Source organism: Ramlibacter sp., from assembly GCF_035554825.1.
Taxonomy (GTDB): Bacteria; Pseudomonadota; Gammaproteobacteria; order Burkholderiales; family Burkholderiaceae_C; genus Ramlibacter.
The window spans coordinates 1-26,824 of record NZ_DATMHS010000041.1 but is presented as its reverse complement, the minus strand read 5'-3'; the positions used below and the strand labels follow the sequence as shown (position 1 = coordinate 26,824).

Sequence of the window (26,824 nt, the reverse complement as noted above, 5' to 3'; positions counted from 1 at the left end):
CCGTCCGACTTCAGCACGGCGGCAACCGGGCGTCCCTTGTCGTCGAAGGTCAGTTCCACGTCGGCCGGATTGAACCAGGTCTTTTTGCCGGACGCATCCTCACGGTAATAGGTTTCGTTCAGCACCATGCCCTGGGTCAGCAGTTTCGTGAACGGCTCGTCGAACTTGACCAGCCCGAAGTCGCGCATCACCTTGGTCCAGAAGCGCGCATACAGCAGGTGCAGGATCGCGTGCTCGATGCCGCCGATGTACTGGTCCATCGGCATCCAGTACGCCGCGCCCTCGGCGACCATCGCCCGCTCGTTCTTCGGGTCGCAGTAGCGCATGTAGTACCACGACGAGTCCACGAAGGTGTCCATCGTGTCGGTCTCGCGCCGCGCGGCCTTGCCGCAGATCGGGCACGTGCAGGCGAGGAAATCCTCGCGCTTGTTCAGCGGATTGCCCGAGCCGTCGGGCACGCAGTCCTGCGGCAGCACGACCGGCAGGTCCTTTTCCGGCACCGGCACGGCACCGTGTTCGTCGCAATGGATGATCGGGATCGGCGTGCCCCAGTAGCGCTGGCGGCTGACGCCCCAGTCGCGCAGCCGCCAGGTGGTCTTCTTCTCGCCCAGCCCCTTCTGCTGCAGGGCATGCGCCACCGCGGTCACCGCCTCCTCGTACGAGAAGCCGCTGAAGATGTCCGAGTTGATCGTGACGCCGTGCTCCTTGTCGGCGTACCAGTCGTGCCACTGCTTGTAGTCGTAGTGCTCGCCGTCCACGTGCACCACCTGCATGATCGGCAGGTTGTACTTCAGCGCGAAGGCGAAATCGCGCTCGTCGTGGCCCGGCACGCCCATCACGGCCCCGTCGCCGTAGCCCATGAGCACGTAGTTGCCGACCCACACGTCGACCGGCTCCCCGGTCAGCGGGTGGAACACCACCAGCCCCGTGGGCTGGCCTTCCTTCTCGCGCAGCGCCAGCTCGGCCTCGGTCGTGCCGCCCTTCTTGCACTCGTCGATGAAAGCCGCCAGCTTGGCGTTGGTCCGCGCGGCGTGCGCGGCCAGCGGATGCTCGGGCGCCACCGCCACGAAGGTCACGCCCATGATGGTGTCGGCGCGGGTCGTGAAGACGTACATCTTGCCGTCGCCGATCAGGTGACCGTCGAAATCGCGGATGCCGTGCGTGAACGCAAAGCGCACGCCCTCGCTCTTGCCGATCCAGTTCTCCTGCATCAGCTTCACGCGCTCCGGCCAGCCCGGCAGCCGGTTGCGCACGTGCTCCAGCAGTTCCTCGGCGTAGTCGGTGATCTTGAGGTAGTAGCCCGGGATCTCGCGCTTTTCCACCACGGCGCCGGTGCGCCAGCCCTTGCCGTCGATCACCTGCTCGTTGGCCAGCACCGTCTGGTCGACCGGGTCCCAGTTGACGACCTGGGTCTTGCGGTAGGCGATGCCCTTTTCCAGCATCTTGAGGAACAGCCACTGGTTCCACTTGTAGTACGACGGGTCGCAGGTGGCGATCTCGCGCGACCAGTCGATCGCCAGTCCCATCGCCTGCATCTGCTTCTTCATGTAGGCGATGTTGTCGTACGTCCACTTGGCCGGCGGCACGCCGTTCTTCAACGCGGCGTTCTCGGCCGGCAGGCCGAACGCGTCCCACCCCATCGGCATCAGCACGTTGTAGCCGTTCATGCGCAGGTAGCGCGTGAGCATGTCGTTGATGGTGTAGTTGCGCACGTGGCCCATGTGCAGCTTGCCGCTGGGATACGGCAGCATCGAGCAGGCGTAGAACTTCTTCTTGCCGGCGTCTTCGGTCACGCGGTAGGCGTCCGCGGCCGTCCACGCCGCCTGCGCCGCGCGCTCGACCTCGGAGGGGGTGTATTTTTCTTGCATAGGAGGGCTGCCGGAAGGTGAGCACCGGCGTAGATGGCGATTCTACGGTTCGCTCAGCGAGCGGGCGCCGCCGCCGGCGCGGCCGGCGCCGGCTGCGCGACGAAGCCGATCCGGTTCAGGCCGGCCTTCTGCGCCGCGCCCATCACTTCCATCACCCGGCCGTAGGGAATGCTCTGGTCCGCCCGCAGCTGCACCTCCGTGTCGGGGTTGCGGCGGGCGGCGTCGGCCAGCCGCTGGGCCAGTTGCGCCGCCTCCAGCGGCTGGTCGTCGAGAAAGGTCCCGCCGGCCTTGTCCAGCACGACCGTGACGAAGGCCGGCGCCTCGTTCGGCTTGGCGGCGTCGGTGCGCGGCAGGTCGAGCCGGATCGAGCTGGCCAGCAGCGGCGCCGTGATGATGAAGATCACCACCAGCACCAGCATCACGTCCACCAGCGGCGTCACGTTGATGTCGCTCATGGGCTGCGGCCCGGGCGTGCGTTCGAGTCGGCCGAAACTCATCGCGCGCCGGCCTCAATGCCCGGCCGGGGCCGCCGGCTGGGTGAGCAGTTCGCGCAGGTCGCGGGCAAAGCCCTCCAGGTCGGCCTCGATGCGGCCGATCGCGCGCCCGAACACGTTGTAGCCGAGCACGGCCGGGATCGCCACCGCCAGGCCGGCCGCCGTCATGATCAGCGCCTCGCCGACCGGGCCGGCCACCTTGTCGATCGTGATCTGGCCGGCCGCGGCGATGCCGGTGAGCGCGTGATAGATGCCCCACACCGTCCCCAGCAGGCCGACGAACGGCGCCGTGGAGCCGACGGTGGCGAGCAGCACCTGCCCGAACTGCAGCTTGTCGAGCACCAGGTGGAGCGCGTCGCGCAGGCGCCGCGTGAGCTGCTGCGAGCGGTCGCCGGCCGCCGCCAGGGAGCCGGGCGCCTCCGCCTGGGTGGCGGCGATCAGCGGCAGGATCAGCGCCTCGCGGTCGAACGCGCCGACCTGCTGGCGTGCGTCGCCGATCGACGGCGCCTGCCAGAACGCGGCGGTGCTGCGGCCGACGTCGCGGCTGGCGCGACGCAGCAGCCAAGCCTTCCACAGAATCACCACCCAGCTGGCCACCGACATCGCCAGCAACAGCACGGCGACGACCCTGGTGACCGCATCTCCCTCACCCAACAGTTGAAGCAGGCTCATGGTTCCCCATCCCGCGGCAGGCCCGCGTCGGCGGCGCGCCCGGCTTATTTCAGGCCGAGCACATCGAACATGTCGAACAGCCCGCTGCGCTGGCCGGCCAGGAAGCGCACGGCGCGCAGGCTCCCTTGGGCGTACGTGGCACGGCTGGCCGAGCGGTGCGTGATCTCGATGCGCTCGCCGGTGCCGGCGAACAGCACCGTGTGGTCGCCGACGATGTCGCCGCCCCGGATGGTGGCGAACCCGATGGTCGACGGGTCGCGCTCGCCGGTGTGGCCATGGCGCTCGTAGACGCCGCAGTCCTTGAGGTCGCGGCCGAGCGCGTGGGCGATCACCTCGCCCATCTTGAGGGCGGTGCCGGAAGGCGCGTCGACCTTGTGCCGGTGGTGGGCCTCGATCACTTCGATGTCGTAGCCGGTGGCCAGCGCCTTGGCCGCCATCTCCAGCAGCTTCAGGGTGACGTTGACGCCGACGCTCATGTTGGGCGCCATCACGATCGCGATGTCGCGCGCCGCGTCGGCGATCTGCGCCTTCTGGCCTTCGCTGAAGCCGGTGGTGCCGATCACCATCTTCACGCCGCGCTCGCGGCAGGCCTGCAGATGCGCCATCGTGCCTTCGGGCCGGGTGAAGTCGATCAGCACCTGCGCCTGGGCCAGCGCGGCGCGCGCGTCCGACTGCACCGGAACGCCGCTGGCGTGCCCGAGAAACGCCGCCGCGTCGTTGCCGATCGCCGGGCTGGAGGGGATGTCGATCGCCCCCGCCAGCTGGCAGTCGTCCGAGGCGCGCAGCGCCTCGATCAGCATGTGGCCCATGCGGCCGCTGGCGCCGGCCACGGCGACCCGGTGCTTGCCTTGCTGTGCTTGCGCCATGTCGCGGCCTTCAGCGCGCCGCCGGCTCGAGCGGCGGGTAGTCGGCGGATACCGGCGGCGGGGCGGGCGGCGCGGCCGGCGCCGGCGCGCTGTGCGCCGCCGAGAATTTCTTCAGCTGTTCCTCCGACGCTTCCAGCACCGGCACCTTGGCGCCCTTGCGCTTGTTGTCCAGGGTCGCCACGAAGTCGGCCTCGGTCGGCATTTCGTCGCCTTCGTGGCGGTCGAGCACGTCGCCCTTGAAGAAGACGGTGAGGCGGCGCGCCTGCGGCTCGACGCCCTGGCGCTTCAGCGTGAACACGTAGTCCCAGCGGTCGGCGTGGAAGGCGTCGGTGATGAGCGGCGTGCCGAGGATGTCGCGCACCTGCAGCCGGCTCATGCCGGGCTTGAGCGCGCTGACCTGCTCGCGCGAGACGAAGTTGCCCTGGACCACCTCCACCTTGTACGGCGTGATGGAACCGGCAATGCGATTGCTCACGTGGTCGAAAGAGCCGCAGGCGCCGGCCAGCACGCTGGCGGCCAGGACCAGGCCCAGGCGGGCGGCACGAAAGAGCGTTGCGGGCATGGGCAAACCGGGTAGCGATATGATCAAACGATTGTAGCGGCAGCCCTTTGCCGGACGGCCGGCGCATCCCATGACGAACATCGACGAACTCAAAAGCACGGGCCTCAAGGCCACGGTGCCGCGGCTGAAGATCCTCGACGTCTTCCGCAAGGGCGCGCAGCGGCACATGACCGCCGAAGACGTGTTCCGCGTCCTGCTGGAGGAACGCTCCGACATCGGCCTGGCCACCGTGTACCGGGTGCTCACGCAGTTCGAGCAGGCCGGCATCCTGAGCCGCAGCCATTTCGAAAGCGGCAAGGCCGTCTACGAGCTCAACGAGGGGACCCACCACGACCACATGGTGTGCCTCGATTGCGGCCGGGTGGAGGAGTTCTATGACGCCGAGATCGAGCGCCGCCAGCACGAGATCGCCAAGGTCAAGGGCTTCGCGATCGCGGACCACGCGCTGAGCCTGTACGCCCATTGCACCAAGAATCCCTGCCCGAATCGCCCCGCTTCCCCGCCGACCACCTACCGGCTGCCCGACGAAGGCGACGGCAAGTCCTGACAGCCGGGCCCTACTGGTCCTGCTCCATGGCGCGGCGATGCCGCTCCACGAATTCCTGGTAAGTGTCGACGCCGCGCAGCTGCAGGATGGTGTTGCGCACGGCGGCTTCGACCAGCACGGCGATGTTGCGGCCGGCCACCACCTGGATCACGACCTTGCGCACCGGCACGCCCAGCACGTCCTGCGTGAGCGGCTCGTAGGGCAACCGCTCGTATTCGCGCTCCAGCGTCTCGCGCCGCACCAGGTGCACGATCAGCTTCAGGCGCATCTTGCGGCGCACGGCCGTCTCGCCGAAGATCCCGCGAATGTCGAGCAGGCCGATGCCGCGCACTTCCAGCAGGTTCTGCAGCAGCTCCGGGCAACGGCCTTCGATCGTCGTCTGGTTGATGCGGTACAGGTCGACCGCGTCGTCGGCCACCAGGCCGTTACCGCGCGAGATCAGCTCCAGCCCCAGCTCGCTCTTGCCCAGGCCCGACTCGCCGGTGATCATCACGCCCAGCCCCAGGATGTCCATGAACACCCCGTGCATCGAGGTGCGCTCGGCGAAGTGCTTGGACAGGTAGGCGCGCAGCACGTCGATCACGAACGCCGACGGCTCGTGGGTGGAGAACATCGGGATCTGCGCCCGCTCGCACATCGACAGCAGCGCGTCGGGCGCCACCTGGTTGTCCGTGAGCACCAGCACCGGCGGCTCCAGCGTCACGATGCGTGCGATGCGGCGCGCGCAGTCTTCCGCGGTGCCGTTGGTGAGATAGGCGATCTCGCGTTCGCCGAGGATCTGCACCCGGTACGGGTGGATGTAGTTGAGGTAGCCGACCAGGTCGGCGCCGGATCGCGCGGCGCGCACCGCGATCTCGTCGAAGCGCCGCTCCGACGCGCCGAGGCCGGCAATCCATTCCCACTTGAGCTGGGCGCGGTGGTCTTCGAACAGGACGTCCGCGCTGACGACGGTCGGTTTCACTGATTAGACGGGCTGGGCCGATTGCCAGGTGGCGATCAGCTGGTGCAGTTCGGCGGCGTCGGTGCTCGCCTTGATCTTCTCGCGCAGCGGCGCGTCGCTCAGCAGCTCGGCGATCTCGGACAGGATTTCCAGGTGTTTCTGGGTGGCCGCCTCGGGCACCAGCAGGAAGATGAGCAGGCTGACGGGCTGCTCGTCCGGCGCATCGAAGCCGATCGGCTGGGCCAGCCGGAACAGGGCGGCCATCGGCGCCTTCAGGCCCTTGATCCGGCCGTGCGGAATGGCCACCCCGTGGCCGAGACCGGTGGAGCCGAGCCGCTCGCGCGCGAACAGGCTGTCGGTGATCAGCGCCCGCGACAGGCCGTGCAGGTTCTCGAACAGGAGCCCGGCCTCTTCGAATGCGCGCTTCTTGCTCGTCGCGTCGACGTTCACGAGCACTTGCGCGGCGGGCAGGATGGACGCGAGGCGGTTCATAGTTGGCAGGGTTTTCGATTATGCACCGGGGGTGCACTGCATGAAAAACGGACAGCCCGGCCCGGCCGTGGACGGCACCGGCCGGGCCGGGCCACAAAAAAAAGCCGCCTGGCGGCGGCTGGTGTGTCGGGCGCTCAGTTCAGGCGCTTCTGGGGGTCGTGGTGATGGTCCTGCATGCGGGTCTTGTGCTTCCAGACCTGCCGGTCGAGCTTGTCGACCAGTTCGTCCAGCGCGGCGTAGAGGTCTTCATGCGAACTCTCGGCGAACATGTCGTTGCCCTTCACGTGGATGCGACATTCGGCTCGTTGTCTTCGCTCCTTTTCCTTTTGCTTTTCCACCGTCAGCAGCACCTTGATGCCGACGACCTGGTCGAAATGGCGAGTGATGCGATCAAGCTTGGTGGTCACGTAATTTCTCAGTGCGGGAGTGACTGCGAGATGGTGACCGCTGATCGTCAAGTTCATGCGTAACCTCCTTGTTGCTGCTCTCGGTTGATGCCGGCCCCCCGGGGCCGGGCGCTGGAACCTGATGCGTCAAAGCGTCGAAACCACTATGCGCCGCACCCCTTCGAAAAGCAATCCATTTCCGTGAGCGCCGGAGGCGAAGTGAAACCCTTTGTCGGGGCCGCCGAACGCTTGTACGATGGGTGGTTATGGGCCGCGCCGCCCGGCCGGCTTGCCTGGTCTGTGGTCGCTCCGGGCGCGCCTGCCGGCTGCCTTCTTGTATCCCGCTTGCGGCCGTCATCAAGCCGGGTTTCGATCGCCCAAAGAAAAAGCGGCCCCTCGGGGGCCGCTTTTGACCACCTGCGGTGGTGCCGGCTCAGCGCAAGCGCCAGGCCGCGACCGGGTCGGGATGGTTCCAGCCGCTCGCCGCCCTGGGGTGGGCCTGCGCGCCCGGGCGCTCGAGGTTGGCGTGTTCCGTGCGCTCGCCCATCGGCTTGTCGCGCGGGGTGTCGACGATGCGGTTCGGGGACTTGGGTTCTTTGCTCATGGTGCGCTCCTGCCGGTGCGATCAGCTGCCGCTGTCGCTGGCTGTGGGTTTCTGGCCTTGCTGCTGGGACGGCCGGGCCGCATAGCGGCTGAGAAACGGCCAGGCGTGGCCGGTACGGCCGCGGCGGTCGTCGAAAGTCGCTCCCTTGCCGTCGCGCTGGGCGGGGTGGTAGCTCGTGCGGCTTGCGTTCGGGTCGTTCGCCAGCTGGATCATGGAAAACTCCTTGGGAACCCCGACTCCTGTCCGGAGCCGGGTGGACAAGTGCAAATCTAGGGGGGTCGCCTCAACCGGTATGTCGGACAGCTTGGTGCTGAGCTGTAGGAATCGTCCTGCTTCATCTGTGAGCACGGACGACCCCCGCCGCTGCTGAGGCTGCACCAGAATGCCTGGCATGCCCACGCCCGCCCCCGTTCCGCCCTCCGGCCTGAAGCCGGTGCAGCTGCCGCGCAGCGACCGCGTGCTGTTGCTGGTCGACTTCATCAATCCGCTCGATTTCCCCGGCGGCGAGCATCTGGCCCCGCCGGCCGTGGCGGCGGCGCGCGCGACCGCCGGGCTCAAGCAGCGGCTCACCGCCGAAGGCGTGGTCACCATCTTCGCCAACGACAACTACGGCGTGTGGCACTCGGACTTCCACTCGATGGTGGCGACCTGCGTGGGCATGGAAGGTCCGGCCGGCGAGATCGCCAGGCTGCTGTACCCGCAGGCCGGCGACCTCGCCATCCTCAAGCCGCGGCATTCCGCCTTTTTCGCCTCGCCGCTGGACCTGCTGCTCACAGGGATGCGCGCCAGCGAACTGGTGATCTGCGGCCTGGCCACCGACATATGCGTGCAGCTGACCGCCGGCGACGCCTTCCTGCGCGAGTACCGGCTCTGGGTGCCGTCGGACTGCACCGCGGCGGAGTCGGAGGCGGCCAAGGCGGCCAGCCTCGCCTACATGGCCAACGTGTTCAAGTGCGACACGGCGCGCTCCACCCGCGCGCGGCGCGCCAGGGGCGCTGGGAGCGCGCGTGCCTGACCTGGCCGAGATCTTCCGGCTGACCGTCAATCCGCTGGAACTGGTGGTGCGGGGCACTGCCATGTACTGGTTTCTGTTCCTGCTCTTTCGCTTCGTGCTGCGCCGCGACGTGGGCTCGATCGGCATCGCCGACGCGCTGCTGCTGATGCTGATCGCGGACGCCTCGCAGAACGGCATGGCCGGCAGCTATGAATCGGTGACCGATGCCTGCATCCTGGTGGCGACCCTGGCGGGCTGGAACTGGCTGGTCGACTGGATGGCGTTCGAATATCCGGCGGTGAGCCGGCTCCTGGTCGCCCGCCCGCTGCCGCTGGTGCGCAACGGCCGCCTGCTGCGGCGGAACATGCGGCACGAGTTCATCACCGTGGCCGAGCTGATGGCCAAGCTGCGCGAACAGGGGATCGACGCGCTCGGCGAGGTGAAGTCGGCGACCATGGAGAACGACGGCGAGATCAGCGTGGTCAAGCGCAAGGACGGCTAGCCGCGGGGCTTCGCGCGCGGAGGAACTGCTGGCCTTCTGCAGCATGGTCACGGCATAATCGCGCGGTCGCAATTGGCGGAGATCCTCCGTGGAAACCTACCCGAGTCGGTAGCTTTCAACGCCCCGTGCCAGGTGTTGAAAGCGCGCCCCCACAACACCACCAGTCAACACCCACGGGAATGAGCCCATGCTCAATGTCTTCACGCTCGCCAACGGCCGGCTCTTCCAGGAAGAGATCGAGTCGCTGGAAGAGCTCTCCAAATTCCAGCCGATCTGGGTCGACCTCGAAGCGCCGAGCGTCGAGGAGAAGCGCTGGATCAAGCAGTACTTCGGCCTGTCCATTCCGGAAGACGCGATGGACGAGGACATCGAGGAGTCCGCGCGCTTCTACGAGGAAGACAACGGCGAACTGCACATCCGCAGCGACTTCCTGATCGCCGACGACGAAGAACCGCGCACGGTGCGCGTGGCCTTCATCCTCAACCTGATGAACGACGCCCTCAAGAGCAAGGGCGTGCTGTTTTCGATCCACGACGAGGACGTGCCGGTGTTCCGGCTGCTGCGGCTGCGCGCGCGGCGCGCCCCGGGCCTGATCGAGGATGCGAAGGAAGTGCTGCTGAAGCTGTTCGACGCGGATGCCGAGTATTCGGCCGATGCGCTGGAAGGCATCTACGACGAGCTCGAGAAGGTCAGCCGCCAGGTGCTGGCCGGCGAGGTGACCGACACGCTGGCCGGCGAGGTGCTGGGCGCGATCGCCCGCCAGGAGGACCTGAACGGCCGCATCCGCCGCAACGTGATGGACACCCGGCGAGCGGTGAGCTTCATGATGCGCAGCCGGATGCTCAGCGCCGGCCAGTTCGAGGAGGCGCGACAGATCCTGCGCGACATCGAGTCGCTGGACAACCACACGGCGTTCCTGTTCGACAAGATCAACTTCCTGATGGACGCCACCGTCGGCTTCATCAACATCAACCAGAACAAGATCATCAAGATCTTCTCGGTGGCCAGCGTCGCCCTGCTGCCGCCGACGCTGATCGCCAGCATCTACGGCATGAACCTCAAGTTCCCGGAACTGGAGCTGTTCGGGCCGGCGGCCTACCCCTACGTGCTGGCGCTGATGGTCGCCAGCGCGTTGGTGCCGATGTGGTACTTCCGCCGGCGCGGCTGGCTGCGTTAGGCGGCCGTCAGCGCGCGAACTGCCAGGTCGCGCCCAGGGTCCAGGTCGACGGCACGGGGCCGCTGAGGCGTTGCGCGCGGCTCAGGTCCACGCTCCAGGCCGCGTCGATGGCCCAGCGCACGCCGGCCCGCGCGAGGTGGCTTCCGGCCTCCAGGTAGCGCTCCGCCGTCAGCGACCAGCCGGGCCGCGCGGTCCACTCCACCGACACCCCCGAGCGGTCGTGGTCATCGCCCTCGCGCACGAAGTCGCGGCCCAGGTTCAGGTGGAAAGCGAGGTCCTCGCGCGGAAACCAGCTGAGGAGGCCGGCGACCGTCGTCGCCTGGTAGCGCGGCCGGGCGTGGGCCGCCCAGCCGGCGTTGACCGAGGCCCCGGCCTGCAGGCCGGGTACGAGTTCGGTCGCCCACTTCACCTGGGCCTGGTAGCCGGCCTCGCTGCTGCCGCCGACGCGGGCCGGTTCGGCCGCGATCCCCAGCTCCACCGGCCCCACCCGGCAGCCGGTGCCCAGGTGCAGCAGCCGTTCGTCGGCCCTGGCGCGCGTGAACCAGCTTTCGACCTGGCAGGCGCCCGGCTCCAGGATCGCCGCGTCGTCCAGGGCATGGTGGCCCCCCGCCGCGACCGCCGAACCGCTGGCGAGCACGCCAAGAGTCAGTGCCCACACTCCATGTAATGCCGGCAGCACGGTGGTGACCGGTTTGGCGGCCCGCCGCATCGCGTTCTTCATCTGGCTTTCCTCTCGAGATTGAATGGCGGCCACTGTTCAGCTCGCCGGAGGCAGTCTAGATGCGAATGACTCTCATGTAAACGGGGCCGGCGGCCGTCATGGCCGGCAAACGAGCACGGCTTGCGGCAGATCAAGCGGCCGGGCCTGGCTGGCCCGCCCGCAGCAGCGCTTCCACCACGGCGGCCGAATGGCGGCTGGCGACTTCGCGGATGAAACGCAGGAAGTCGACATGCGCCTCGTCGTCGGCGCGGTCGGAAATGGTGCGGACGGCGGCGAATGGAACGCCGTAGTCGTGGCAGACCTGGGCGATCGCGGCGCCTTCCATTTCGACCGCCAGGGCTTGCGGCAGGTCGGACTGCAGCGCGCGGCTTTCGGCCGTGGTGGCGACGAACCGGTCGCCGCTGACGATCAGGCCGCGGTGCAGGATCGCATCGGGCAGCGCCAGCTGCGCCGCGGCGGCCAGCCGTTCGGTCAGGGCCGCATCGGTGGCGAAGCGGCTGGTGCCGTACAGCGGGACCTCGTACCGGGGAAAGATCGGCGAGGCATCGAGATCGTGCTGCAGGAAGCTGTCCGCGACCACCACGTGGCCGACCTGCACGCCCGGCGCCAGCCCGCCGGCGACGCCGGTGAAGACGATCGAGCCGACGTCGAACCGCTCGATCAGCGCCGTCGCCGTGGTCGCCGCCGCCACCTTGCCGATGCGCGAGAGCACAGCCACCACCTGCTGGCCGTGCAGGTGCCCGATCCAGAAGTCACGCCCCGCGACGCGTTGCCGCTGCTCGTCCGGCATCAGCGCCAGGACGGCCGCGAGTTCTTCGTGCATGGCGGAAACGATGGCGGTACGCATGCAGCGATTGTGCATGGCGCCCAATGCAGGAAGCCCGGCTGGGCCGGGCTTCCTGGCTCTGGTCAGGCCAGAGCGAACACGCGCGGCGTTCCTAGTTGGCGATGTCGACACCGTAGAAGTTGTGCCGGCCGAACGGCGAGAGCTTGAAGTCGATGACCTTCTTGCTGATCGGCTTGAGCTGCACCGCGTGCGCGATGGTGAACCAGGGCGCCTGCTCCTTGAAGATCACCTGCGCCTGCTTGTACAGCGCCTCCCGGTCGGCCTGCTTGGACACGGTCTTGGCCTTGAGCACGGCGTCCTCGAACGGCTGGTAGCAGAACTTCGCCACGTTGGAGCCGTTGGTCTTGGCCGAGTCGCAGCCGAGCAGCGTGTGCAGGAAATTGTCCGGATCGCCGTTGTCGCCGGTCCAGCCGAGCATGCCCATCTGGTGCTCGCCGGCCTGCATGCGCTTGCGGTATTCGCCCCACTCGAAGCTCTTGATCTCGGCCTTGACGCCGATCTTCGCCAGGTCGGCCTGCATCAGCTCGGCGATGCGGCGCGCGTTCGGGTTGTACGGCCGCTGCACCGGCATCGCCCACAGGTCGGTGGCCAGCCCGTTCGGGTAGCCGGCCTGCGCCAGCAGCTTCTTGGCGCCTTCCGGATCGTACGGGTCGTCCTTGATGGCGTCGTTGTACGACCACATCGACGGCGGGATCGGGTTCTTGGCGGCCACCCCGGTGCCCAGGAACACGCCGTCGAGGATCGCCTTCTTGTTGATCGCCATGTTGAGGGCCTTGCGCACCCGCACGTCGTCGAACGGCTTCTTCTGCGTGTTGTACGCAAGGTAGCCGACGTTCAGGCCGGCCTGCTCCAGGACCTGCACGTTCGGGTCCTTGCGGATCGCGTCCAGGTCGGCCGGGTTCGGGTACGGCATCACGTGGCACTCGCCCTTTTGCAGCTTGGCCCAGCGCACGGAAGCGTCGGGCGTGATCGAGTACACGAGGTCGTCGATCTTGGCCTTGCCGCCCCAGTACTGCGGAAACGCCTTGTAGCGGATCACGGCGTCCTTCTGGTACTGCACCAGGTAGAACGGCCCGGTGCCGATCGGCTCCTGGTCGATCTTCTCGGGCGTGCCGGCCTTGAGCATCGCGTCGGCATATTCCTTGGACTGGATCGCGGCGTACGGCATCGCCAGGTTCGCGAGGAACGGCGCTTCCGGCTTGTCCAGCACGATGCGCACCGTGTACTCGTCGACCTTCTCCACCGACTTCAGCAACTTGGGCATGCCCATGTCGTTGAAGTACGAGTGGTTGGAGCTGGTCACCTTGTAGTAGGGATTGGCTTCCTTCCACTGGCGTTCGAAGCCGAAGATCACGTCGTCGGCGTTGAAGTCGCGGCTCGGCTTGAACGCGCGGTGGCTGTGCCACTTCACGCCCTTGCGCAGGTGGAAGGTGTAGGTCTTGCCGTCGGCCGAAATGTCCCACTTCTCCGCCAGCCCCGGCACGACCTTGGTGCCGCCGCGTTCGAACTCGACGATGCGGTTGTAGATCGGCTCGTTGCCGTCGAACGAGGTGCCGGTCGTGTTGACCCCGGGGTAGAAATTCTCCGGGCTGCCTTCCGAGCAGAACACCAGCGTCTTGGCGCCGGCGGCGCCGGCCGTGGCCAGCACCAACGCGGCGACGGCCAACTGGATGCGGTGAGGGGACAGTCTCATGGAAGCTCCTTTTCGGTTGTTGTTGCGGCTTGTGGCCGGCTGTGGGGGAACGTCAATTATCGGCAGCCGCCGGTGAGGGGAAACCCTGTTGAAGGAATTGCTCGGCGAAGTGGCAGGCACTGATGCGGCCGTCGACCTGGCGCGGCAACGGGCGCTCGGCGCGGCAGCGCGCCACGGCATACGGGCAGCGGCTGGAGAAGACGCAGCCGCTGGGCGGGTTCAGCGGCGACGGCAGCTCGCCCTGGAGCACGATGCGCTGCACGTTGCGCGGGCCGACGCCGGGCGTGGACGCCAGCAGCGCCTGCGTGTACGGGTGCGATGGCCGCTCGAAGATCAGCGCCTTGGGCCCCTGCTCCATCACGTGGCCCAGATACATCACCAGCACCTCGTGGGCGATGTGCCGCACCACCGCCAGGTCGTGCGAGATGAACAGGTAGGCCAGCTGCAGCTGCTGCTGCAGGTCCGCCAGGAGGTTGAGCACCTGGGCCTGGATCGACACGTCGAGCGCCGACACCGGCTCGTCCGCCACCAGCAGCTTGGGACTGAGCATCAGCGCCCGGGCGATGGCGATCCGCTGGCGCTGGCCGCCCGAGAACATGTGCGGGTAGCGGTTGGCGTGCTCGGGCCGCAGGCCGACCTGGGCCAGCATCGCGCGCGCCCGCTCGGCGCGTTCCGGCTTCGTCAGCGAGGTGTTGATCTCCAGCGGCGCTTCCAGCACCGCGCTGATCTTCTTGCGCGGATTGAGCGAACCGTACGGGTTCTGGAACACCAGCTGCACCGCCTGCCGCAGGCGCCGCCGCGCCGACGCCGGAGTCGCCACCGCGTCCGTTCCGTCGATCGTCAGCGTGCCGCCGACCGGCTTTTCGATCAGCGACACCATCCGCGCCAGCGTCGACTTGCCGCAGCCGGACTCGCCGACCACGGCCAGCGTGCGACCCGGCTCGATGGCGAACGACACGCCGCCCACCGCCTGCAGGTGCCCCGGTGCCCTGAGCAGGCCGCGCCGGATGGTGTAGACCTGCCGCAGGTCCTTGGCCTCGACCACCGCGCTCGTCGACACGCCCTCGGGCCCGCGGCCCGGTCCCTGCGGGAGGGGATTCGCCCCTTCGGGCGGCAGCACGGGGCTCATGCCGCGGCCTCCACGCGCACCGGCAGGTCGCGCTCGATCGCCGCCCGCCGCTGCGGGTCGCCCAGCGGGTAGTGACAGCGCACCTGCCCGCCTTGCCAGTCGCGCAGTTCGGGGCGCACCGCCATCGAGTGCGCGGTGGCATAGGCGCAGCGCGGCGCGAACAGGCAGCCGGTCGGCCGGTCGAAGACGCCCGGCACCACGCCCGGGATGGTCGCGAGGCGGTGCCCGGCGGGGCCGCGCTCGGGCAGCGCGGCGAGCAAGGCTTCGGTGTACGGATGCTGCGGGTCGGCGAACAGCTCGGCGACCGGCCGCTGCTCCATCACCTGCCCGGCGTACATGACGGCGACGCGGCGGGCCATCTCGCTCACGACGCCCATGTTGTGGGTGATCAGCACCAGCGCCATGCCGCGCTCGCGCTGCAGGTTGCGCAGGAGGTCGAGGATCTGCGCCTGGATCGTGACGTCCAGCGCCGTGGTCGGCTCGTCGGCGATCAACAGGCGCGGGTTGCAGGAAATCGCCATCGCGATCATCACGCGCTGGTTCATGCCGCCCGACATCTGGTGCGGATACTCGTTGAGGCGGCTCGCCGCGGCGGGAATCCCGACCTGCTCCAGCAGCTCGATGGCGCGCCGCCGTGCGCTTTCCTTGCTGAGCGGCGAGTGCAGCCGCAGCGCCTCCACCAGCTGGTAGCCGATGGTGAAGCACGGGTTCAGGCTGGTGGTCGGCTCCTGGAAGATCATGGCCATGTCCTTGCCCACCAGCCGCCGGCGCTCCTTGTCGGAGATGCCCAGCAGGTCGTGGCCGGCGAAACGCAGCCGCCTGGCGCGCACCCGGCCCGGTGCGGCGATCAGGCCCATGACGGCCATCATGGCGACGCTCTTGCCCGAGCCCGATTCGCCGACGATGCCCAGCACCTCGCCTTCGTCGAGCGTGAGGCTGACCCCTTCGACGGCGCGCATGACGCTGCCCTGGGTCGGGAATTCGACGTGGAGGTCTTCGATTTCTAGAAGTGGCATACGCTTGAACCCAACAGCCGAACGCAGAGCACGCGGAGGGTACGCAGAGGACGCAAGAGCAAGTCAGGAAGGAAGTTCATATTTCACTGCATTCCTTCTGCGTCCTTTGCGTTCTCCGCGCCCTCTGCGTTCGGCTGTTGGGTCTTTCTTCATCGCTTCAGTTTCGGGTCGAGGGCATCACGCAGGCCGTCACCCATCAGGTTGAACGCCAGCACGGCGACCAGGATGGCCAGCCCGGGGAAGGTCACGACCCACCACGCGCGTAGCACGAACTCGCGCGCGTCGGCCAGCATCGTTCCCCATTCGGGCGACGGCGGCTGCGCGCCCAACCCCAGGAAGCCCAGCGCCGCCGCGTCGAGGATCGCCGTCGAGACGCCCAGCGAGGCCTGCACGATCAGCGGCGCGGCGCAATTGGGCAGCACCTCGCTGAACATCAGGCGCAGCGTGCCGGCCCCGCTGATGCGGGCGGCGGTGACGTAGTCCTTGGACACCTCGGCGATGACGGCGGCGCGCGTGATGCGCACGTAGTGCGGCAGCACCACCACCGCCACCGCCAGCATCGCGTTCACCAGCCCCGGCCCGAGGATGGCGACGATCACGATCGCCAGCAGCAGGCTGGGCAGGGTCAGGATGATGTCCATCAGCCGCATGATCGCGATCTCGACGATGCCGCGCGCGAAGCCGGCGATCAGGCCCAGCACGATCCCCGCGGCCACCGACATCAGCACCACGGCCAGCCCGATCGACAGCGACAGGCGGGCGCCGTGGATCAGCCGCGAGAGGATGTCGCGGCCGATCGCGTCGGTGCCCAGCAGGTACTGCGCCGAGCCGCCGGCCTGCCAGACCGGCGGCTTGAGGAAGGCGGCGGCGTTGGTGGTGTCCGGCGCGTGCGGGGCGACCCACGGCGCGAACAGCGCGAGCAGCAGCAGGCCGAGCACGACGATCAGGCCGGCGAGCGCGCCCTTGTTCGCGGAGAACGCGAGCCAGAGTTCGCGCAGCGGCCCGGGCGGCGTGCCGGCCTCGACCATCGCGGGAGAAGAGATGGAGGTACTCATGTCAGGTCAGCGCGCCTGCCGGATGCGGGGGTTGATGATGCCGTAGGTGACGTCGACCAGCAGGTTCACGAGCATCACGACCACGCCCAGGAGCAGCATGCCGCCTTGCAGCACCGGATAGTCGCGGCGGTTGATCGCCTCGATCAGCCACTTGCCCACCCCCGGCCAGGAAAAGATCGTCTCGGTCAGGATCGCGCCGGTGAACAGCACGCCCACCTGCAGTCCGATCACCGTCACGACCGGGATCAGCGCGTTGCGCAAGGCGTGCACTCCCACCACCTTGAACGGCGGCAGGCCCTTGGCGCGCGCCGTGCGGATGTAGTCCTCGCCGAGCACCTCCAGCATCGCCGAGCGCGTCATCCGCGCCACCACCGCCAGCGGGTTGGTGCCCAGCACGATCATCGGCAGGATCAGGTGCTTGAAGGACGACCAGAACGCGCCCTTGTCGCCGGTGAGCAGCGAATCCACCAGCAGGAAGCCGGTGGTGGGCTCGATGAAGTACTCCACGGCGATCCGGCCGGACACCGGCGTCCAGCCGAGCTGCACCGAAAACAGCAGGATCAGCAGCAGGCCCCACCAGAAGATCGGCATCGAGTAGCCGGTGAGCGAGGTCGCCATCACGCCGTGGTCGAACACGGAATTGCGGCGCACGGCGGCGATGATTCCGGCCGGGATGCCCAGGATCAGCGCGAACAGGATGGCGCAGACCGCCAGTTCCACGGTGGCCGGAAACAGCGCGGCGAACTCGCGGATCACCGGCTCGTGGGTGATGATCGAGCGGCCCAGGTCGCCGTGCAGCACGCGGCCGATGTAGATGCCGTACTGCACCATCAGCGGCCGGTCGAGCCCGAACTCCTTGAGCAGCTGGGCGTGGCGGGCGGCGTCGATGCCGCGCTCGCCCGCCATCGTTTCGATCGGATCGCCCGGCACCAGCCGGATCAGGAAGAACGCGAGCAGCGTCATCCCGATGAAGGTCGGGACGATCAGCGCGACGCGGGTGAACAGGAATCTGAGCATGCGGGTGGGTCGGGTTCTCGAAGGTGGTCTGGTCGGCTCGTCTGGCTGGACGCAACGTTCGGGCGCGGGGCCCTACTTCGCGTCGCGCAGCTCGCGCCGCAGGATCTTGCCGACCGGCGTCTTGGGCAGGTCGGCGCGGAACTCGATCACCCGCGGCTGCTTGTAGCCGGTGAGGTTCGCGCGGCAGAACTCGCGCACCTTCTCCTCGGTGAGGTGCGGGTCCTTGCGCACGATCACCAGCTTCACGGCCTCGCCCGTCTTCTCGTCGGGCACGCCGACGACCGCGCATTCGAGCACGCCATCGAGCTGGGCGACGACGTCCTCGACCTCGTTCGGGTACACGTTGAAGCCGGAGACCAGCACCATGTCCTTCTTGCGGTCGACGATCCTGAAGTAGCCGCGTGCATCCATGACGCCGATGTCGCCGCTCTTGAAGTAGCCGTCCGCCGTCATGACCTTGGCCGTCTCGTCGGGGCGCTGCCAGTAGCCGGCCATCACCTGCGGGCCCTTGATCGCGATCTCGCCGGCCTGCCCGACCGGCACCTCGTTGCCTTCGTCGTCGATGCACTTCATCCAGGTGCCCGGCAGCGGCACGCCGATCGTTCCCGTGAACTCGGTGCTGGTCGTCGGATTGCAGCTCGCCGACGGGGAGGTCTCCGAGAGGCCGTAGCCCTCGCAGATCGGACAGCCGGTCTTCTCCAGCCAGAGCTTGGCCACGGCGCCCTGCACCGCCATGCCGCCGCCCACCGAGACCTTCAGGTTCTTCCAGTTCACCTTGTTGAAATCGGGATGGTGCGCCAGGCCGTTGAACAGGGTGTTGACGGCCGGGAAGCTGTGGAAGGTGTGCTTCGAGAGTTCCTGCAGCACCCCCGCGAGGTCGCGCGGATTGGGAATCAGGATCAGCTTGCCGCCGGTGCGCATCGACAGCATCATGCCCACCGTGAAGGCGAAGATGTGGTACAGCGGCAGTGCGCACACCGCGGTGGGCTGTTCGCCCGCCGGCACCTTGTCCATCACCGGCTGGTTCCACAACTGCGACTGCAGCACGTTGGCGATGATGTTGCGGTGCAGGAGCACCGCGCCCTTGGACACGCCGGTGGTGCCGCCGGTGTACTGCAGCACCGCCACGTCGTCGGCCTGGATCTCCGGCTTGCGGAAGGCGCCGGCCGCTCCCTTGGCCAGCGCATGGTTGAAGCGCACGGCGCCCGGCAGCGAATAGGCCGGCACCATCTTCTTGACCTTGCGCACCACGAAGTTGACGATGGTGCCCTTGACCAGCCCGAGCTGGTCGCCCATCGCCGCCAGCACCACGTGCCGGACCGAGGTGGCGGCGATGCATTGCTGCAGCGTGTTGGCGAAGTTCTCGACGATGACGATCGCCTTGGCGCCCGAGTCCTTCAGCTGGTGCTCGAGCTCGCGCGGGGTGTACAGCGGATTGACGTTCACCACCACCAGGCCGGCGCGCAGGACGGCGGCGACGGCCACCGGGTACTGCGGCACGTTCGGCATCATGAGCGCCACGCGGTCGCCCTTGGCCAGGCCCAGCCCCTGCAGGTAGGCGGCGAACGCGCGGCTCGCGGCGTCGGTCTGGCCGAAGCTCACGTCGTTGCCCATGAAGCTGTACGCCGGCCGGTCGGCGTAGGCGCGGAAGCTCTCCTCCATCAGCTGCACCAGCGACTGGTACTGCGACGCGTCGACGTCGGCGGGAACGCCGGCGGGGTAGGAGGAAAGCCAGGGGCGATTCGCGGTCTCGTTCATTGTTCTGCTCCGACGCCAGGCAGCTGGCGCATGTCCCGTGCCGGCCGGTGCCGGCGCCGCTATTGTCCACTCTGGCGATGCGTCGCCCGGCCGCCCGCGGCGCCCGCGCGGCGGCCACCAAACGAGAGCGCGGCCGCCAGGGCCGCGCACGCGCGTTTCGGTGGCCGGCCGCCGCCGTGGCTGCGGCCGCCCGGTCTCAGGTCCGCAACGCGGCCAGCACCTCGTCGAGCATCTTCTTGGCGTCGCCGAACAGCATCCGGTTGTTCTCCTTGTAGAACAGCGGATTGTCGACGCCCGCGTAGCCCGAGGCCATGCTTCGCTTCATGACGATCGAGGTCTTGGCCTTCCAGACTTCCAGCACCGGCATGCCGGCGATCGGGCTGGTGGGATCGTCCTGCGCCGCCGGGTTCACGATGTCGTTGGCGCCGATCACCATGGCGACATCGGTCTCCGGGAAGTCCTCGTTGAGCTCGTCCATCTCGAGCACGATGTCGTAGGGCACCTTGGCTTCGGCCAGCAGCACGTTCATGTGACCGGGCATGCGGCCCGCCACCGGGTGGATGCCGAAGCGGATGTTGACGCCCTTCTCGCGCAGGTGCTTGGTGATCTCGTACACCGTGTGCTGGGCCTGCGCCACCGCCATGCCGTAGCCCGGAACGATGATCACGCTCTTGGCATCCTTGAGCAGTTCCGCCGTTTCCGCGGCGCTGACCGGCACCACCTCACCGGCCGGCTGCGCGGCGTCGCCCTTGGGCGCCGCGGCGCCGCCGCCGGTGCCGAAGCCGCCGGCGATGACGCTGATGAAGTTGCGGTTCATCGCGCGGCACATGATGTACGACAGGATCGCGCCCGAGGAGCCGACCAGCGCGCCGACCACGATCAGCAGGTCGTTCGACAGCATGAAGCCGGTCGCCGCCGCGGCCCACCCGGAGTAGCTGTTGAGCATGGAGACCACCACCGGCATGTCGGCGCCGCCGATGGCCATCACCATGTGGACGCCGAACAGCAGCGCGATCACGGTCATCACCAGCAGCGGCGTCATGCCGGCCTGGATGCTGTGGGCGCTGATGAACTCACGGCCGAACCAGATCACCACCAGCAGACCCACCAGGTTGATCCAGTGGCGCGCCGGCAGCAGCAGCGGCGAGCCCCCGATCTTGCCGTTGAGCTTGCCGAAGGCGATCAGCGAACCGGAGAAGGTCACCGCGCCGATCAGGATGCCGATGTAGATCTCCAGCTCGTGGATGGTCTTCTCGGCGCCGGCCAGCGGACTCGAGGTGTCGATGTAGGAGGCGAAACCCACCAGGCAGGCGGCGAGGCCGACCAGGCTGTGCATCAGCGCCACCAGCTCCGGCATCTGCGTCATCTTGACGATCTTGGCGGCGTAGAGGCCGACGGCGCCGCCGACCACCATCGCGCCGATGATCCAGGGGATGCCGGCCGGCGTGACGCGCGGACCGAACACCGTGGCCAGCACGGCGATGGCCATGCCGATCATGCCGTACAGGTTGCCGCGGCGCGAGGTCTCGGGGTTGGACAGGCCGCCGAGGCTGAGGATGAAGAGGATGGTCGCCCCGATGTAGGAGCCGGTTGCCAGATTTGCGGTCATCATGGTTCTCCTACTTGCGGAACATCGCGAGCATGCGCTGGGTCACGGCGAAGCCGCCGAACATGTTCACGGCCGTGAGCACGATGCCGCCCACCGCGAGCCAGCGTATCCACTGGTCGGGCGCGGCGCCACCGGCCAGCGGCGGCGCGATCTGCACCAGCGCGCCGATCGCGATGATGCTGGAGATCGCGTTGGTCACGCTCATCAGCGGCGTGTGCAGCGCCGGCGTCACGTTCCACACCACCATGTAGCCGACGAAGCAGGCCAGCACGAACACCGTGAAGTGCGCCAGGAAGGCCGTCGGCGCGTTAGCGCCGACGAACCAGAACAGCGCGGCAGCGACGCCGAACATGATGGCCAGCTTGCTGCCCGCCATCGGTTCGCTGGCGGCGCCATGGCCGTGCCCCTTCTTGGCGGCGGGCGCGGCCGCCGCCGCGGCCGGCTTGGCCGCCGGCGTCGGGGCCACCTTGGGCGCCGGCGGCGGCCAGGTGACTTCGCCGTTCTTGATCACGGTCAGGCCGCGGATGGCGTCGTCGTCCATGTTGACGTCGATGGTGCCGTCCTTGGTCTTGCACAGCTCCTCGGTCAGGCGGAACAGGTTGGTGGCGTACAGCGTCGACGACTGCTTGGCCAGCCGCGAAGCCAGGTCGGTGTAGCCGACGATCGTGACGCCGTGCTTCACCACCACCTGGCCGGGCTCGGTCAGCTCGCAGTTGCCGCCGCGCTCGGCCGCCATGTCGACGATGACGCTGCCCGGCTTCATGCTCTGCACCATCTCGGCGGTGATCAGCCGGGGCGCGGGCTTGCCGGGAATCAGCGCGGTGGTGATGATGATGTCCACCTCGCGGGCCTGCTTGGCGTACATCTCGCGCTGGGCCTGCTGGAAGCCTTCGCTCATGACCTTGGCGTAGCCGCCGCCGCCGGAGCCTTCCTCCTCGTAGTCGACCTTGACGAACTCGCCGCCCATCGACGTGACCTGGTCGGCCACTTCGGCCCGGGTGTCGTTGGCGCGCACGATGGCGCCCAGGCCGACGGCGGTGCCGATCGCGGCCAGGCCGGCGACGCCCGCGCCGGCGATGAAGACCTTGGCCGGCGGCACCTTGCCCGCGGCGGTGATCTGGCCGGCGAAGAAGCGGCCGAAGGCGTTGGCGGCTTCGATGACGGCGCGATAGCCGGCCACGCCGGCCTGCGAGGTCAGCGCGTCCATCTTCTGGGCGCGCGAGAGCGTGCGCGGCAGCGAGTCGATGGCCAGCACGGTGACCTTCTTGTCCGCCAGCTGCTTCATCAGTTCCGGGTTCTGCGCCGGCCAGATGAAGGTGATCAGGGTCTGGCCGGCATGCATCAAGCCGACTTCCTCGGGCGTGGGCACGCCGATCTTGAACACCATGTCGGCCGCCGCGAACAACCGGGCGGCGCCGTCGATGACCTCGGCGCCTGCCGCGCGATAGCTGTCATCGCTGAAATTCGCGGCGTCGCCCGCGCCGCTTTGCACGGCCACCGAGAAGCCCAGCTTGACGAGCTTTTCCACCACTTCGGGAACGGTCGCGACGCGCTTCTCGCCGGCCGCGGTTTCCTTCGGAACGCCGATCAGCAACGGCTTCTTGGCCGTCTCGGGTGTGACGGCAACACGGGTTTCCCCCGCCGTTGTTTCGGCAGGAACGCCTATCAGCATGGACGTCTCTCCTCGATGAAAATGAAACGGTTGTTTCGACTCGAGCTTACCTGACTGTGCGGTCTGCCCAGGTCCGGTTGATGGAACGAGCCCCTCTGGTCCGTCCTGTGCGCAACAGTAACCGGAACAGAACTACGGCTTTTTGATCCACCGCACTTACCCGTGAATCTGGGTCCCAGCATGCGGAACGCTGCGGCGCCCAGCGCTGCGGCGGCAGGCCACGGCCGCGCTCCGCCCGGCGCCGCCGGTGCGACTCCTACACGGGCGCGAGGTCCCGTCCGACGTTGCTGAGGTTGGCCGAGGCCAAAAACTGCCTTCATGGCACGCCTCGCATCCCTTCCCTACCCCGGCACCGGCGCCCGCGCCAGCAACGTCAGCTACCTCGGCGCGCAACGATGCCGCCGCAACTTCGAGCTGTTCTACCCGGACGGCTTCACCGACGAGACCTACCTGGTCGCCGAGCGCGCCTACAAGGAGCGCGCCCACCTCGAGTGGCAGGCCGAACTGGGCCCGGCCGAATTCCGCAAGCTGCTGGCACGCGGCGAGTTCCGGCGCATCGCCGACCTCGCGGTCCGCGTCGAATCGCGCACCAACCTGCTGTTCTCGTTCGAGAAGATGGCGCTGCGCGACGCGCTGAAGACGCCGGCCGGCGCCCGGCTGTTCGCGACCGAGTTGTACGCGTTCCTGTGGGGGCGCGGCTCGCCGCAGCGCAAGTTCGCGGACTGGGTGCAGGCGGTCGCCGACCTGCCGCGCCGCCAGACCCGGGTGCTCACCTGGCCCATCGTCACGGTGTTCGGCTTCCTCGCCCGGCCTGACAAGCACCTGTTCCTCAAGCCGATGGTCACCCGCCGCGCCGCGCGCAGCTACGGCTTCGACTTCGAGTACCGTCCGGAGCCCTGCTGGGCCGTCTACCGTTCGCTGCTCACCTTCGCGGCCATCATCCAGCGCGACCTCGACCGGCGGCCCGGCTTCAAGCCCCGCGACATGATCGACCTGCAGTCGTTCATGTGGGTCCAGGGCTCCCACGAGTACGAAGCCTGAGGCGCCAGCGCACGCAGGACCAGGTCTCCTGGGCCAGCGGCACGGCATTGAACACGACCGACAGCGCCAGCCCGGCGAGCAGCATGCCCGGCGGCAGCGGCTGCGACTTCCAGCGCAGCGACCAGTCGGCCGGCTCGGCACCGAGCCCCGCGAGGGCCAGCGCCTGCGGCCACGCCAGGGCGGCCAGCAGGCCGATCGAAGCCAGCGGCAGGATCTCCATGAAGCTGTGCACCATCTGCTCGAACGGCCCGACCTCGCGCCGCGGCACGCTCCAGTGCAGGTCCCAGTAGACGGTGAGTTCGTGCACCGCGAACAGCACCAGGGCCAGCAGCAGGACGGCGGCATTGATCTCAAGCAGGACCACGGCCACGATGCCGGCGCCCATCTCGGCGAACAGCAGCAGATGCAGCAGGTTTTCCCGCAGCCCGCTGGTCTGGGCGATGCGGGTGCGGCGGTGGCAGGCCCAGTCGGCGAAGCCCGCCGCCACCCAGACCGGGAACACGACGTACATCAGGAGGGCGCGGGCGGCTTCCGGCATCGGCTCGGTGTTTTCGCGCATTGTGGCCCAGCGGCGCGCGGCGCGTGGCAATAATCGGGCGATGCAGCAACGATGGAAGCCGAGCGTCACGGTGGCAGCGGTGGTCGAGCAGGACGGCCGCTTCCTGCTGGTCGAGGAAGAAACCAGCGAGGGCCTGCGCCTGAACAACCCGGCCGGCCACCTCGAGCCCGGCGAGTCGCCCGAGCAGGCCTGCGTGCGCGAGATGCTGGAGGAAACCGCCCACGCGTTCACCCCGACGGCGCTGGTGGGCGTGTACCTGGCGCGCTTCCAGCGGCCCGCCGGCCACGACGTCACCTACCTGCGCCTGACCTTCTGCGGCCAGGTCGGCGCGCGCGATCCGCGGCGCCGCCTGGACCAGGGCATCGTCGCCACCCACTGGCTCACGCCGGACGAGCTGCGGGCGAGCGCCGCCCGCCACCGCAGCCCGCTGGTGCTGCGCTGCATGGAGGACTACCTGGCCGGCATCCGGCACCCGCTGTCGCTGCTCCAGACCGACGAGAGCATCTGGCGGCAGCCGGCGTGATCAGTCGGCGCGGATCTGCGCGCGCTTGACGATGTCGCTCCAGATCTGCTGCTCGCGGCGGATGAACGCGGCGAACTCGGCCGAGGGGCCGCCGCCGCCCACCGCGTTGTCGGTCGCGAAGCGCTCCGTCACCGCGTTCGACTTCAGCGCCTTGAACGACTCCTGCTGGATCTTCCTGACCACGTCCGGCGGGGTGCCGGCCGGCGTCAGCAGGCCGTACCACTGCGAGGTCTCGAAGTCCGGGTAGCCCATCTCGGCCACCGTCGGCACGTCGGGCAGCGCCGGGATGCGCTGCTGCGTGCCCACCGCGATGGCGCGCAGCTTGCCGGCGCGGATGTGCGCGCCCAGGGCCGGCATGCCGGCCGACGACGCCTGGGTCCGCCCGGCCAGCAGGTCGGTGAGCTGCGGCCCGGTGCCGCGGTAGGGAATGTGCGTGATGAACATGCCCGTCACCAGCTTCAGGTATTCCATTGCCAGGTGCCCGGCGCTGGCATTGCCGGCCGAGCCGTAATTGAGCCGGCCGGGATTGGCCTTGACGTAGGCGACGAACTCCTTGAAGTTCTTCGCCGGCACATCCGGGTGGATCACGAACACGTTCGGCACCTTGGCCAGCAGCGTCACCGGCAGGAAGTCCCGGTTCACGTCGTAGGGCTGGTTCGCCAGCATGTAGGGATTGACGGCCAGCGTGCCGACATGCCCCAGGATCAGCGTGTGGCCGTCGGGCGCCGCCTTGGCGGCCTCGACCATCGCCACCACCCCGGCACCGCCGGGCTTGTTCTCCACGTAGACGTTCTGGCCGGTCTGCTTGGTCAGCTCCGCCGCCACCGAGCGGGCGACAATCTCGGACGTGCCGCCGGGGGCGAACGGCACCAGCAGCCGCACCGGCTTGGCGGGCCAGGCGCCGTCCGCATGCGCGGCGGGCCATGCCAGGGCGGCGGCGGTGCCGGCGATCCAGTGCCGGCGGTTGAGGGACGGAAATGCACTCATGACGCTCTTCTCCTTGCGTGGAAGAGCTTACGCCGCGGGCCTCAGAATTGGTACTTGCGCAAACCCCCATCGACCGGGATCACGGCGCCGGTGATGTAGCCGGCCCGCGGCGAGGCCAGGAAGCACACCAGGTCCGCCAGTTCCTCCGGCTCGCCGTAGCGGCCGACCGGAATCTCGTGCTCCGATTGCCAGGCCCGGTACTCGGGCGTGTAGTTGCGCAGGATCTGCTCGGAGTGGATGCGTCCCGGCGGGATGCAGTTGACGGTGACGCCGTGCTTGCCCACCATGCGTGACAGCCCCTTGGCCCAGCTGTGGATGCCGGCCTTGGCGCAGAAGGCGCCGTTGATGTGCTCGGGCTCGCTCTTGCCGGTGATGTTGACGATGCGGCCCCAGCCGCGCGCGACCATCTGGTCGATCAGGGCGTCGGCCACCTGGCGCGGCCGATGGAAGTTGAGCGTCATGGCCTCCTGCCAGGCCTCCTCGCTCACGTGCAGGTCCTTGAAGCTGCGCGAGCCCCCGGCGTTGTTCACCAGGATGTCGACGTGGCCCAGCCCCTGCAAGGCGGCCTGCGCCAGCTGCCGGGCGGCGTCGCTCTGATAGAGGTCGCAGCCGATCAGGACCGGCGCGGCGCCGCCGGCCGCCACGATTTCCGCGGCCAGGTCCTGCAGCTTGTCCACGCGCCGGGCGGCCACCGCCACCCGCACGCCCTCGGCCGCCAGCGCCTTGGCGATGGCGCGGCCGATGCCGACGCTGGCGCCGGTGACGAGCGCGGTCTTGTCCTTCAATTGCAGATCCATGTGCTTCCTTTCGATGGGCGGCGCATGGGCCCGCACCCCGCAGGCCCATGGAAGGGTTGGGATAATCCCACAAATGGGAAGCAAGCCGCGCGTCGTCGTCGGTCTCAGCGGGGGCGTCGACTCCGCGGTGAGCGCGCACCTGCTCAAGCAGCAGGGCTGGGAGGTGGTCGGCATCTTCATGAAGAACTGGGAAGACGACGACGACAGCGAATACTGCTCGTCCAACCAGGACTTCGTGGACGCGGCCAGCGTCGCCGACGTGCTGGGGATCGAGATCGAGCACGTCAACTTCGCCG

29 protein-coding genes and 1 pseudogene are annotated in these 26,824 nt (G+C 68.4%); 7 read left to right on the top strand and 23 right to left on the bottom strand.

From position 1 onward, the window contains the following. The 5 genes from leuS to VNT59_RS04320 all read right to left on the bottom strand — a co-directional run. Positions 1-1,868, bottom strand: a 1,868-nt coding sequence (leuS, locus tag VNT59_RS04340) for a leucine--tRNA ligase (RefSeq protein ID WP_325496985.1), incomplete at its 3' end; no start/stop codon positions are given. A gap of 53 nt (positions 1,869-1,921) precedes the next feature. Next, positions 1,922-2,365: a biopolymer transporter ExbD gene (locus VNT59_RS04335; RefSeq protein WP_325496983.1), complete on the bottom strand. Its 444-nt coding sequence runs from the start codon at positions 2,363-2,365 to the stop codon at positions 1,922-1,924. A gap of 12 nt (positions 2,366-2,377) precedes the next feature. Beyond that, complete coding sequence (locus tag VNT59_RS04330; protein WP_325496981.1) at positions 2,378-3,034, bottom strand: MotA/TolQ/ExbB proton channel family protein; 657 nt, start codon at positions 3,032-3,034, stop codon at positions 2,378-2,380. 44 nt (positions 3,035-3,078) lie between these two features. Continuing rightward, entirely contained in the window at positions 3,079-3,900 is an 822-nt protein-coding gene (dapB, locus tag VNT59_RS04325) for a 4-hydroxy-tetrahydrodipicolinate reductase (protein WP_325496979.1), read from the bottom strand. 10 nt (positions 3,901-3,910) lie between these two features. Next, the gene (locus VNT59_RS04320) at positions 3,911-4,462 is read right to left on the bottom strand and encodes an outer membrane protein assembly factor BamE (RefSeq protein ID WP_325496977.1); all 552 of its coding nucleotides are present in this window, start codon (positions 4,460-4,462) and stop codon (positions 3,911-3,913) included. 70 nt (positions 4,463-4,532) lie between these two features. On the opposite strand from VNT59_RS04320, the gene fur reads away from it, so the two are divergent. After that, complete coding sequence (gene fur / locus VNT59_RS04315; RefSeq protein WP_325496975.1) at positions 4,533-5,009, top strand: ferric iron uptake transcriptional regulator; 477 nt, start codon at positions 4,533-4,535, stop codon at positions 5,007-5,009. Between the two features lie 10 nt (positions 5,010-5,019). Here fur and hprK read toward each other — a convergent pair whose 3' ends face one another. The 5 genes from hprK to VNT59_RS04290 form a co-directional block, all read right to left on the bottom strand. Continuing rightward, positions 5,020-5,970 carry an HPr(Ser) kinase/phosphatase gene (gene hprK / locus VNT59_RS04310; RefSeq protein ID WP_325496973.1) on the bottom strand — a complete coding sequence of 317 codons (951 nt, stop codon included), beginning with the start codon at positions 5,968-5,970 and terminating at the stop codon, positions 5,020-5,022. A gap of 3 nt (positions 5,971-5,973) precedes the next feature. Next, the gene (locus VNT59_RS04305; RefSeq protein ID WP_325496971.1) at positions 5,974-6,441 is read right to left on the bottom strand and encodes a PTS sugar transporter subunit IIA; all 468 of its coding nucleotides are present in this window, start codon (positions 6,439-6,441) and stop codon (positions 5,974-5,976) included. A 134-nt stretch (positions 6,442-6,575) separates the two neighbouring features. After that, positions 6,576-6,905, bottom strand: coding sequence for a ribosome hibernation-promoting factor, HPF/YfiA family (gene hpf / locus VNT59_RS04300; protein WP_325496969.1), 330 nt, complete (start codon positions 6,903-6,905; stop codon positions 6,576-6,578). Positions 6,906-7,260: 355 nt separating this feature from the next. Continuing rightward, positions 7,261-7,431, bottom strand: coding sequence for a hypothetical protein (locus VNT59_RS04295; protein ID WP_325496967.1), 171 nt, complete (start codon positions 7,429-7,431; stop codon positions 7,261-7,263). A 21-nt stretch (positions 7,432-7,452) separates the two neighbouring features. Further along, positions 7,453-7,644 (bottom strand): hypothetical protein, encoded by a 192-nt coding sequence (locus tag VNT59_RS04290; protein WP_325496965.1) that lies wholly within the window; start codon positions 7,642-7,644, stop codon positions 7,453-7,455. 178 nt (positions 7,645-7,822) lie between these two features. Here VNT59_RS04290 and VNT59_RS04285 point away from each other — a divergent pair, with 178 nt between their 5' ends. The 3 genes from VNT59_RS04285 to corA all read left to right on the top strand — a co-directional run bounded on the left by VNT59_RS04285 (position 7,823) and on the right by corA (position 10,104). Next, complete coding sequence (locus VNT59_RS04285; RefSeq protein WP_325496963.1) at positions 7,823-8,446, top strand: isochorismatase family cysteine hydrolase; 624 nt, start codon at positions 7,823-7,825, stop codon at positions 8,444-8,446. Then, on the top strand, positions 8,439-8,927 hold the full coding sequence (locus VNT59_RS04280; protein WP_325496962.1) for a DUF421 domain-containing protein: 489 nt from the start codon (positions 8,439-8,441) through the stop codon (positions 8,925-8,927). The genes VNT59_RS04285 and VNT59_RS04280 overlap by 8 nt, the downstream gene beginning before the upstream one ends. Positions 8,928-9,114: 187 nt before the next feature. Beyond that, complete coding sequence (gene corA, locus VNT59_RS04275) at positions 9,115-10,104, top strand: magnesium/cobalt transporter CorA (protein ID WP_325496960.1); 990 nt, start codon at positions 9,115-9,117, stop codon at positions 10,102-10,104. 7 nt (positions 10,105-10,111) lie between these two features. Here the strand turns inward: corA and VNT59_RS04270 are convergent, their stop codons facing one another. From VNT59_RS04270 to VNT59_RS04225, 10 genes are all read right to left on the bottom strand, one after another. After that, entirely contained in the window at positions 10,112-10,825 is a 714-nt protein-coding gene (locus VNT59_RS04270) for a hypothetical protein (RefSeq protein ID WP_325496958.1), read from the bottom strand. Positions 10,826-10,955: 130 nt separating this feature from the next. Beyond that, positions 10,956-11,672 (bottom strand): 5'-methylthioadenosine/adenosylhomocysteine nucleosidase, encoded by a 717-nt coding sequence (locus tag VNT59_RS04265; RefSeq protein WP_325496956.1) that lies wholly within the window; start codon positions 11,670-11,672, stop codon positions 10,956-10,958. A gap of 91 nt (positions 11,673-11,763) precedes the next feature. Beyond that, on the bottom strand, positions 11,764-13,365 hold the full coding sequence (locus VNT59_RS04260; RefSeq protein ID WP_325496954.1) for an ABC transporter substrate-binding protein: 1,602 nt from the start codon (positions 13,363-13,365) through the stop codon (positions 11,764-11,766). A 52-nt stretch (positions 13,366-13,417) separates the two neighbouring features. Beyond that, positions 13,418-14,494 carry a dipeptide ABC transporter ATP-binding protein gene (locus tag VNT59_RS04255; RefSeq protein WP_325496952.1) on the bottom strand — a complete coding sequence of 359 codons (1,077 nt, stop codon included), beginning with the start codon at positions 14,492-14,494 and terminating at the stop codon, positions 13,418-13,420. Then, on the bottom strand, positions 14,491-15,510 hold the full coding sequence (locus VNT59_RS04250; protein WP_325496950.1) for an ABC transporter ATP-binding protein: 1,020 nt from the start codon (positions 15,508-15,510) through the stop codon (positions 14,491-14,493). The genes VNT59_RS04255 and VNT59_RS04250 overlap by 4 nt, the downstream gene beginning before the upstream one ends. 149 nt (positions 15,511-15,659) lie before the next feature. After that, entirely contained in the window at positions 15,660-16,565 is a 906-nt protein-coding gene (locus tag VNT59_RS04245) for an ABC transporter permease subunit (RefSeq protein WP_325496948.1), read from the bottom strand. A 6-nt stretch (positions 16,566-16,571) separates the two neighbouring features. After that, positions 16,572-17,582 (bottom strand): ABC transporter permease subunit, encoded by a 1,011-nt coding sequence (locus VNT59_RS04240; protein WP_325496946.1) that lies wholly within the window; start codon positions 17,580-17,582, stop codon positions 16,572-16,574. A gap of 72 nt (positions 17,583-17,654) precedes the next feature. After that, on the bottom strand, positions 17,655-19,340 hold the full coding sequence (locus tag VNT59_RS04235; protein WP_325496944.1) for a long-chain-fatty-acid--CoA ligase: 1,686 nt from the start codon (positions 19,338-19,340) through the stop codon (positions 17,655-17,657). Positions 19,341-19,536: 196 nt separating this feature from the next. Further along, positions 19,537-20,949, bottom strand: coding sequence for a Re/Si-specific NAD(P)(+) transhydrogenase subunit beta (gene pntB, locus VNT59_RS04230; RefSeq protein ID WP_325496987.1), 1,413 nt, complete (start codon positions 20,947-20,949; stop codon positions 19,537-19,539). 10 nt (positions 20,950-20,959) lie between these two features. Next, positions 20,960-22,621: a Re/Si-specific NAD(P)(+) transhydrogenase subunit alpha gene (locus VNT59_RS04225; RefSeq protein WP_325496942.1), complete on the bottom strand. Its 1,662-nt coding sequence runs from the start codon at positions 22,619-22,621 to the stop codon at positions 20,960-20,962. A gap of 318 nt (positions 22,622-22,939) precedes the next feature. Between VNT59_RS04225 and VNT59_RS04220 the strand changes: the two genes are divergently transcribed. Next, positions 22,940-23,662 carry a hypothetical protein gene (locus VNT59_RS04220; RefSeq protein WP_325496940.1) on the top strand — a complete coding sequence of 241 codons (723 nt, stop codon included), beginning with the start codon at positions 22,940-22,942 and terminating at the stop codon, positions 23,660-23,662. Here the strand turns inward: VNT59_RS04220 and VNT59_RS04215 are convergent. Further along, positions 23,625-24,221 carry a diguanylate cyclase gene (locus VNT59_RS04215; protein WP_325496938.1) on the bottom strand — a complete coding sequence of 199 codons (597 nt, stop codon included), beginning with the start codon at positions 24,219-24,221 and terminating at the stop codon, positions 23,625-23,627. The two genes, VNT59_RS04220 and VNT59_RS04215, sit on opposite strands and share 38 nt — an antisense overlap. A 40-nt stretch (positions 24,222-24,261) precedes the next feature. Here VNT59_RS04215 and VNT59_RS04210 point away from each other — a divergent pair, with 40 nt between their 5' ends. After that, positions 24,262-24,744 carry an NUDIX hydrolase gene (locus VNT59_RS04210; protein ID WP_325496936.1) on the top strand — a complete coding sequence of 161 codons (483 nt, stop codon included), beginning with the start codon at positions 24,262-24,264 and terminating at the stop codon, positions 24,742-24,744. On the opposite strand, the gene VNT59_RS04205 is transcribed toward VNT59_RS04210, so the two are convergent. Then, complete coding sequence (locus VNT59_RS04205) at positions 24,745-25,731, bottom strand: tripartite tricarboxylate transporter substrate binding protein (protein ID WP_325496935.1); 987 nt, start codon at positions 25,729-25,731, stop codon at positions 24,745-24,747. Between the two features lie 41 nt (positions 25,732-25,772). Next, positions 25,773-26,528, bottom strand: coding sequence for an SDR family oxidoreductase (locus tag VNT59_RS04200; protein ID WP_325496933.1), 756 nt, complete (start codon positions 26,526-26,528; stop codon positions 25,773-25,775). Positions 26,529-26,601: 73 nt separating this feature from the next. On the opposite strand from VNT59_RS04200, the pseudogene mnmA reads away from it, so the two are divergent. Then, positions 26,602-26,824 (top strand): annotated as a pseudogene (gene mnmA, locus VNT59_RS04195) (tRNA 2-thiouridine(34) synthase MnmA); the annotation flags it as partial.

Bases quoted from the DNA above. Each gene is read 5' to 3' on its own strand.
- VNT59_RS04335 (WP_325496983.1), bottom strand. From the start codon at position 2,365: ATGAGTTTCGGCCGACTCGAACGCACGCCCGGGCCGCAGCCCATGAGC.
- VNT59_RS04330 (WP_325496981.1), bottom strand. From the start codon at position 3,034: ATGAGCCTGCTTCAACTGTTGGGTGAGGGAGATGCGGTCACCAGGGTC.
- dapB (WP_325496979.1), bottom strand. From the start codon at position 3,900: ATGGCGCAAGCACAGCAAGGCAAGCACCGGGTCGCCGTGGCCGGCGCC.
- VNT59_RS04320 (WP_325496977.1), bottom strand. From the start codon at position 4,462: ATGCCCGCAACGCTCTTTCGTGCCGCCCGCCTGGGCCTGGTCCTGGCC.
- fur (WP_325496975.1), top strand. From the start codon at position 4,533: ATGACGAACATCGACGAACTCAAAAGCACGGGCCTCAAGGCCACGGTG.
- VNT59_RS04305 (WP_325496971.1), bottom strand. From the start codon at position 6,441: ATGAACCGCCTCGCGTCCATCCTGCCCGCCGCGCAAGTGCTCGTGAAC.
- hpf (WP_325496969.1), bottom strand. From the start codon at position 6,905: ATGAACTTGACGATCAGCGGTCACCATCTCGCAGTCACTCCCGCACTG.
- VNT59_RS04295 (WP_325496967.1), bottom strand. From the start codon at position 7,431: ATGAGCAAAGAACCCAAGTCCCCGAACCGCATCGTCGACACCCCGCGC.
- VNT59_RS04290 (WP_325496965.1), bottom strand. From the start codon at position 7,644: ATGATCCAGCTGGCGAACGACCCGAACGCAAGCCGCACGAGCTACCAC.
- VNT59_RS04285 (WP_325496963.1), top strand. From the start codon at position 7,823: ATGCCCACGCCCGCCCCCGTTCCGCCCTCCGGCCTGAAGCCGGTGCAG.
- corA (WP_325496960.1), top strand. From the start codon at position 9,115: ATGCTCAATGTCTTCACGCTCGCCAACGGCCGGCTCTTCCAGGAAGAG.
- VNT59_RS04270 (WP_325496958.1), bottom strand. From the start codon at position 10,825: ATGAAGAACGCGATGCGGCGGGCCGCCAAACCGGTCACCACCGTGCTG.
- VNT59_RS04265 (WP_325496956.1), bottom strand. From the start codon at position 11,672: ATGCGTACCGCCATCGTTTCCGCCATGCACGAAGAACTCGCGGCCGTC.
- VNT59_RS04260 (WP_325496954.1), bottom strand. From the start codon at position 13,365: ATGAGACTGTCCCCTCACCGCATCCAGTTGGCCGTCGCCGCGTTGGTG.
- VNT59_RS04255 (WP_325496952.1), bottom strand. From the start codon at position 14,494: ATGAGCCCCGTGCTGCCGCCCGAAGGGGCGAATCCCCTCCCGCAGGGA.
- VNT59_RS04250 (WP_325496950.1), bottom strand. From the start codon at position 15,510: ATGCCACTTCTAGAAATCGAAGACCTCCACGTCGAATTCCCGACCCAG.
- VNT59_RS04245 (WP_325496948.1), bottom strand. From the start codon at position 16,565: ATGAGTACCTCCATCTCTTCTCCCGCGATGGTCGAGGCCGGCACGCCG.
- VNT59_RS04240 (WP_325496946.1), bottom strand. From the start codon at position 17,582: ATGCTCAGATTCCTGTTCACCCGCGTCGCGCTGATCGTCCCGACCTTC.
- VNT59_RS04235 (WP_325496944.1), bottom strand. From the start codon at position 19,340: ATGAACGAGACCGCGAATCGCCCCTGGCTTTCCTCCTACCCCGCCGGC.
- pntB (WP_325496987.1), bottom strand. From the start codon at position 20,949: ATGACCGCAAATCTGGCAACCGGCTCCTACATCGGGGCGACCATCCTC.
- VNT59_RS04225 (WP_325496942.1), bottom strand. From the start codon at position 22,621: ATGCTGATAGGCGTTCCTGCCGAAACAACGGCGGGGGAAACCCGTGTT.
- VNT59_RS04220 (WP_325496940.1), top strand. From the start codon at position 22,940: ATGGCACGCCTCGCATCCCTTCCCTACCCCGGCACCGGCGCCCGCGCC.
- VNT59_RS04215 (WP_325496938.1), bottom strand. From the start codon at position 24,221: ATGCGCGAAAACACCGAGCCGATGCCGGAAGCCGCCCGCGCCCTCCTG.
- VNT59_RS04210 (WP_325496936.1), top strand. From the start codon at position 24,262: ATGCAGCAACGATGGAAGCCGAGCGTCACGGTGGCAGCGGTGGTCGAG.
- VNT59_RS04205 (WP_325496935.1), bottom strand. From the start codon at position 25,731: ATGAGTGCATTTCCGTCCCTCAACCGCCGGCACTGGATCGCCGGCACC.
- VNT59_RS04200 (WP_325496933.1), bottom strand. From the start codon at position 26,528: ATGGATCTGCAATTGAAGGACAAGACCGCGCTCGTCACCGGCGCCAGC.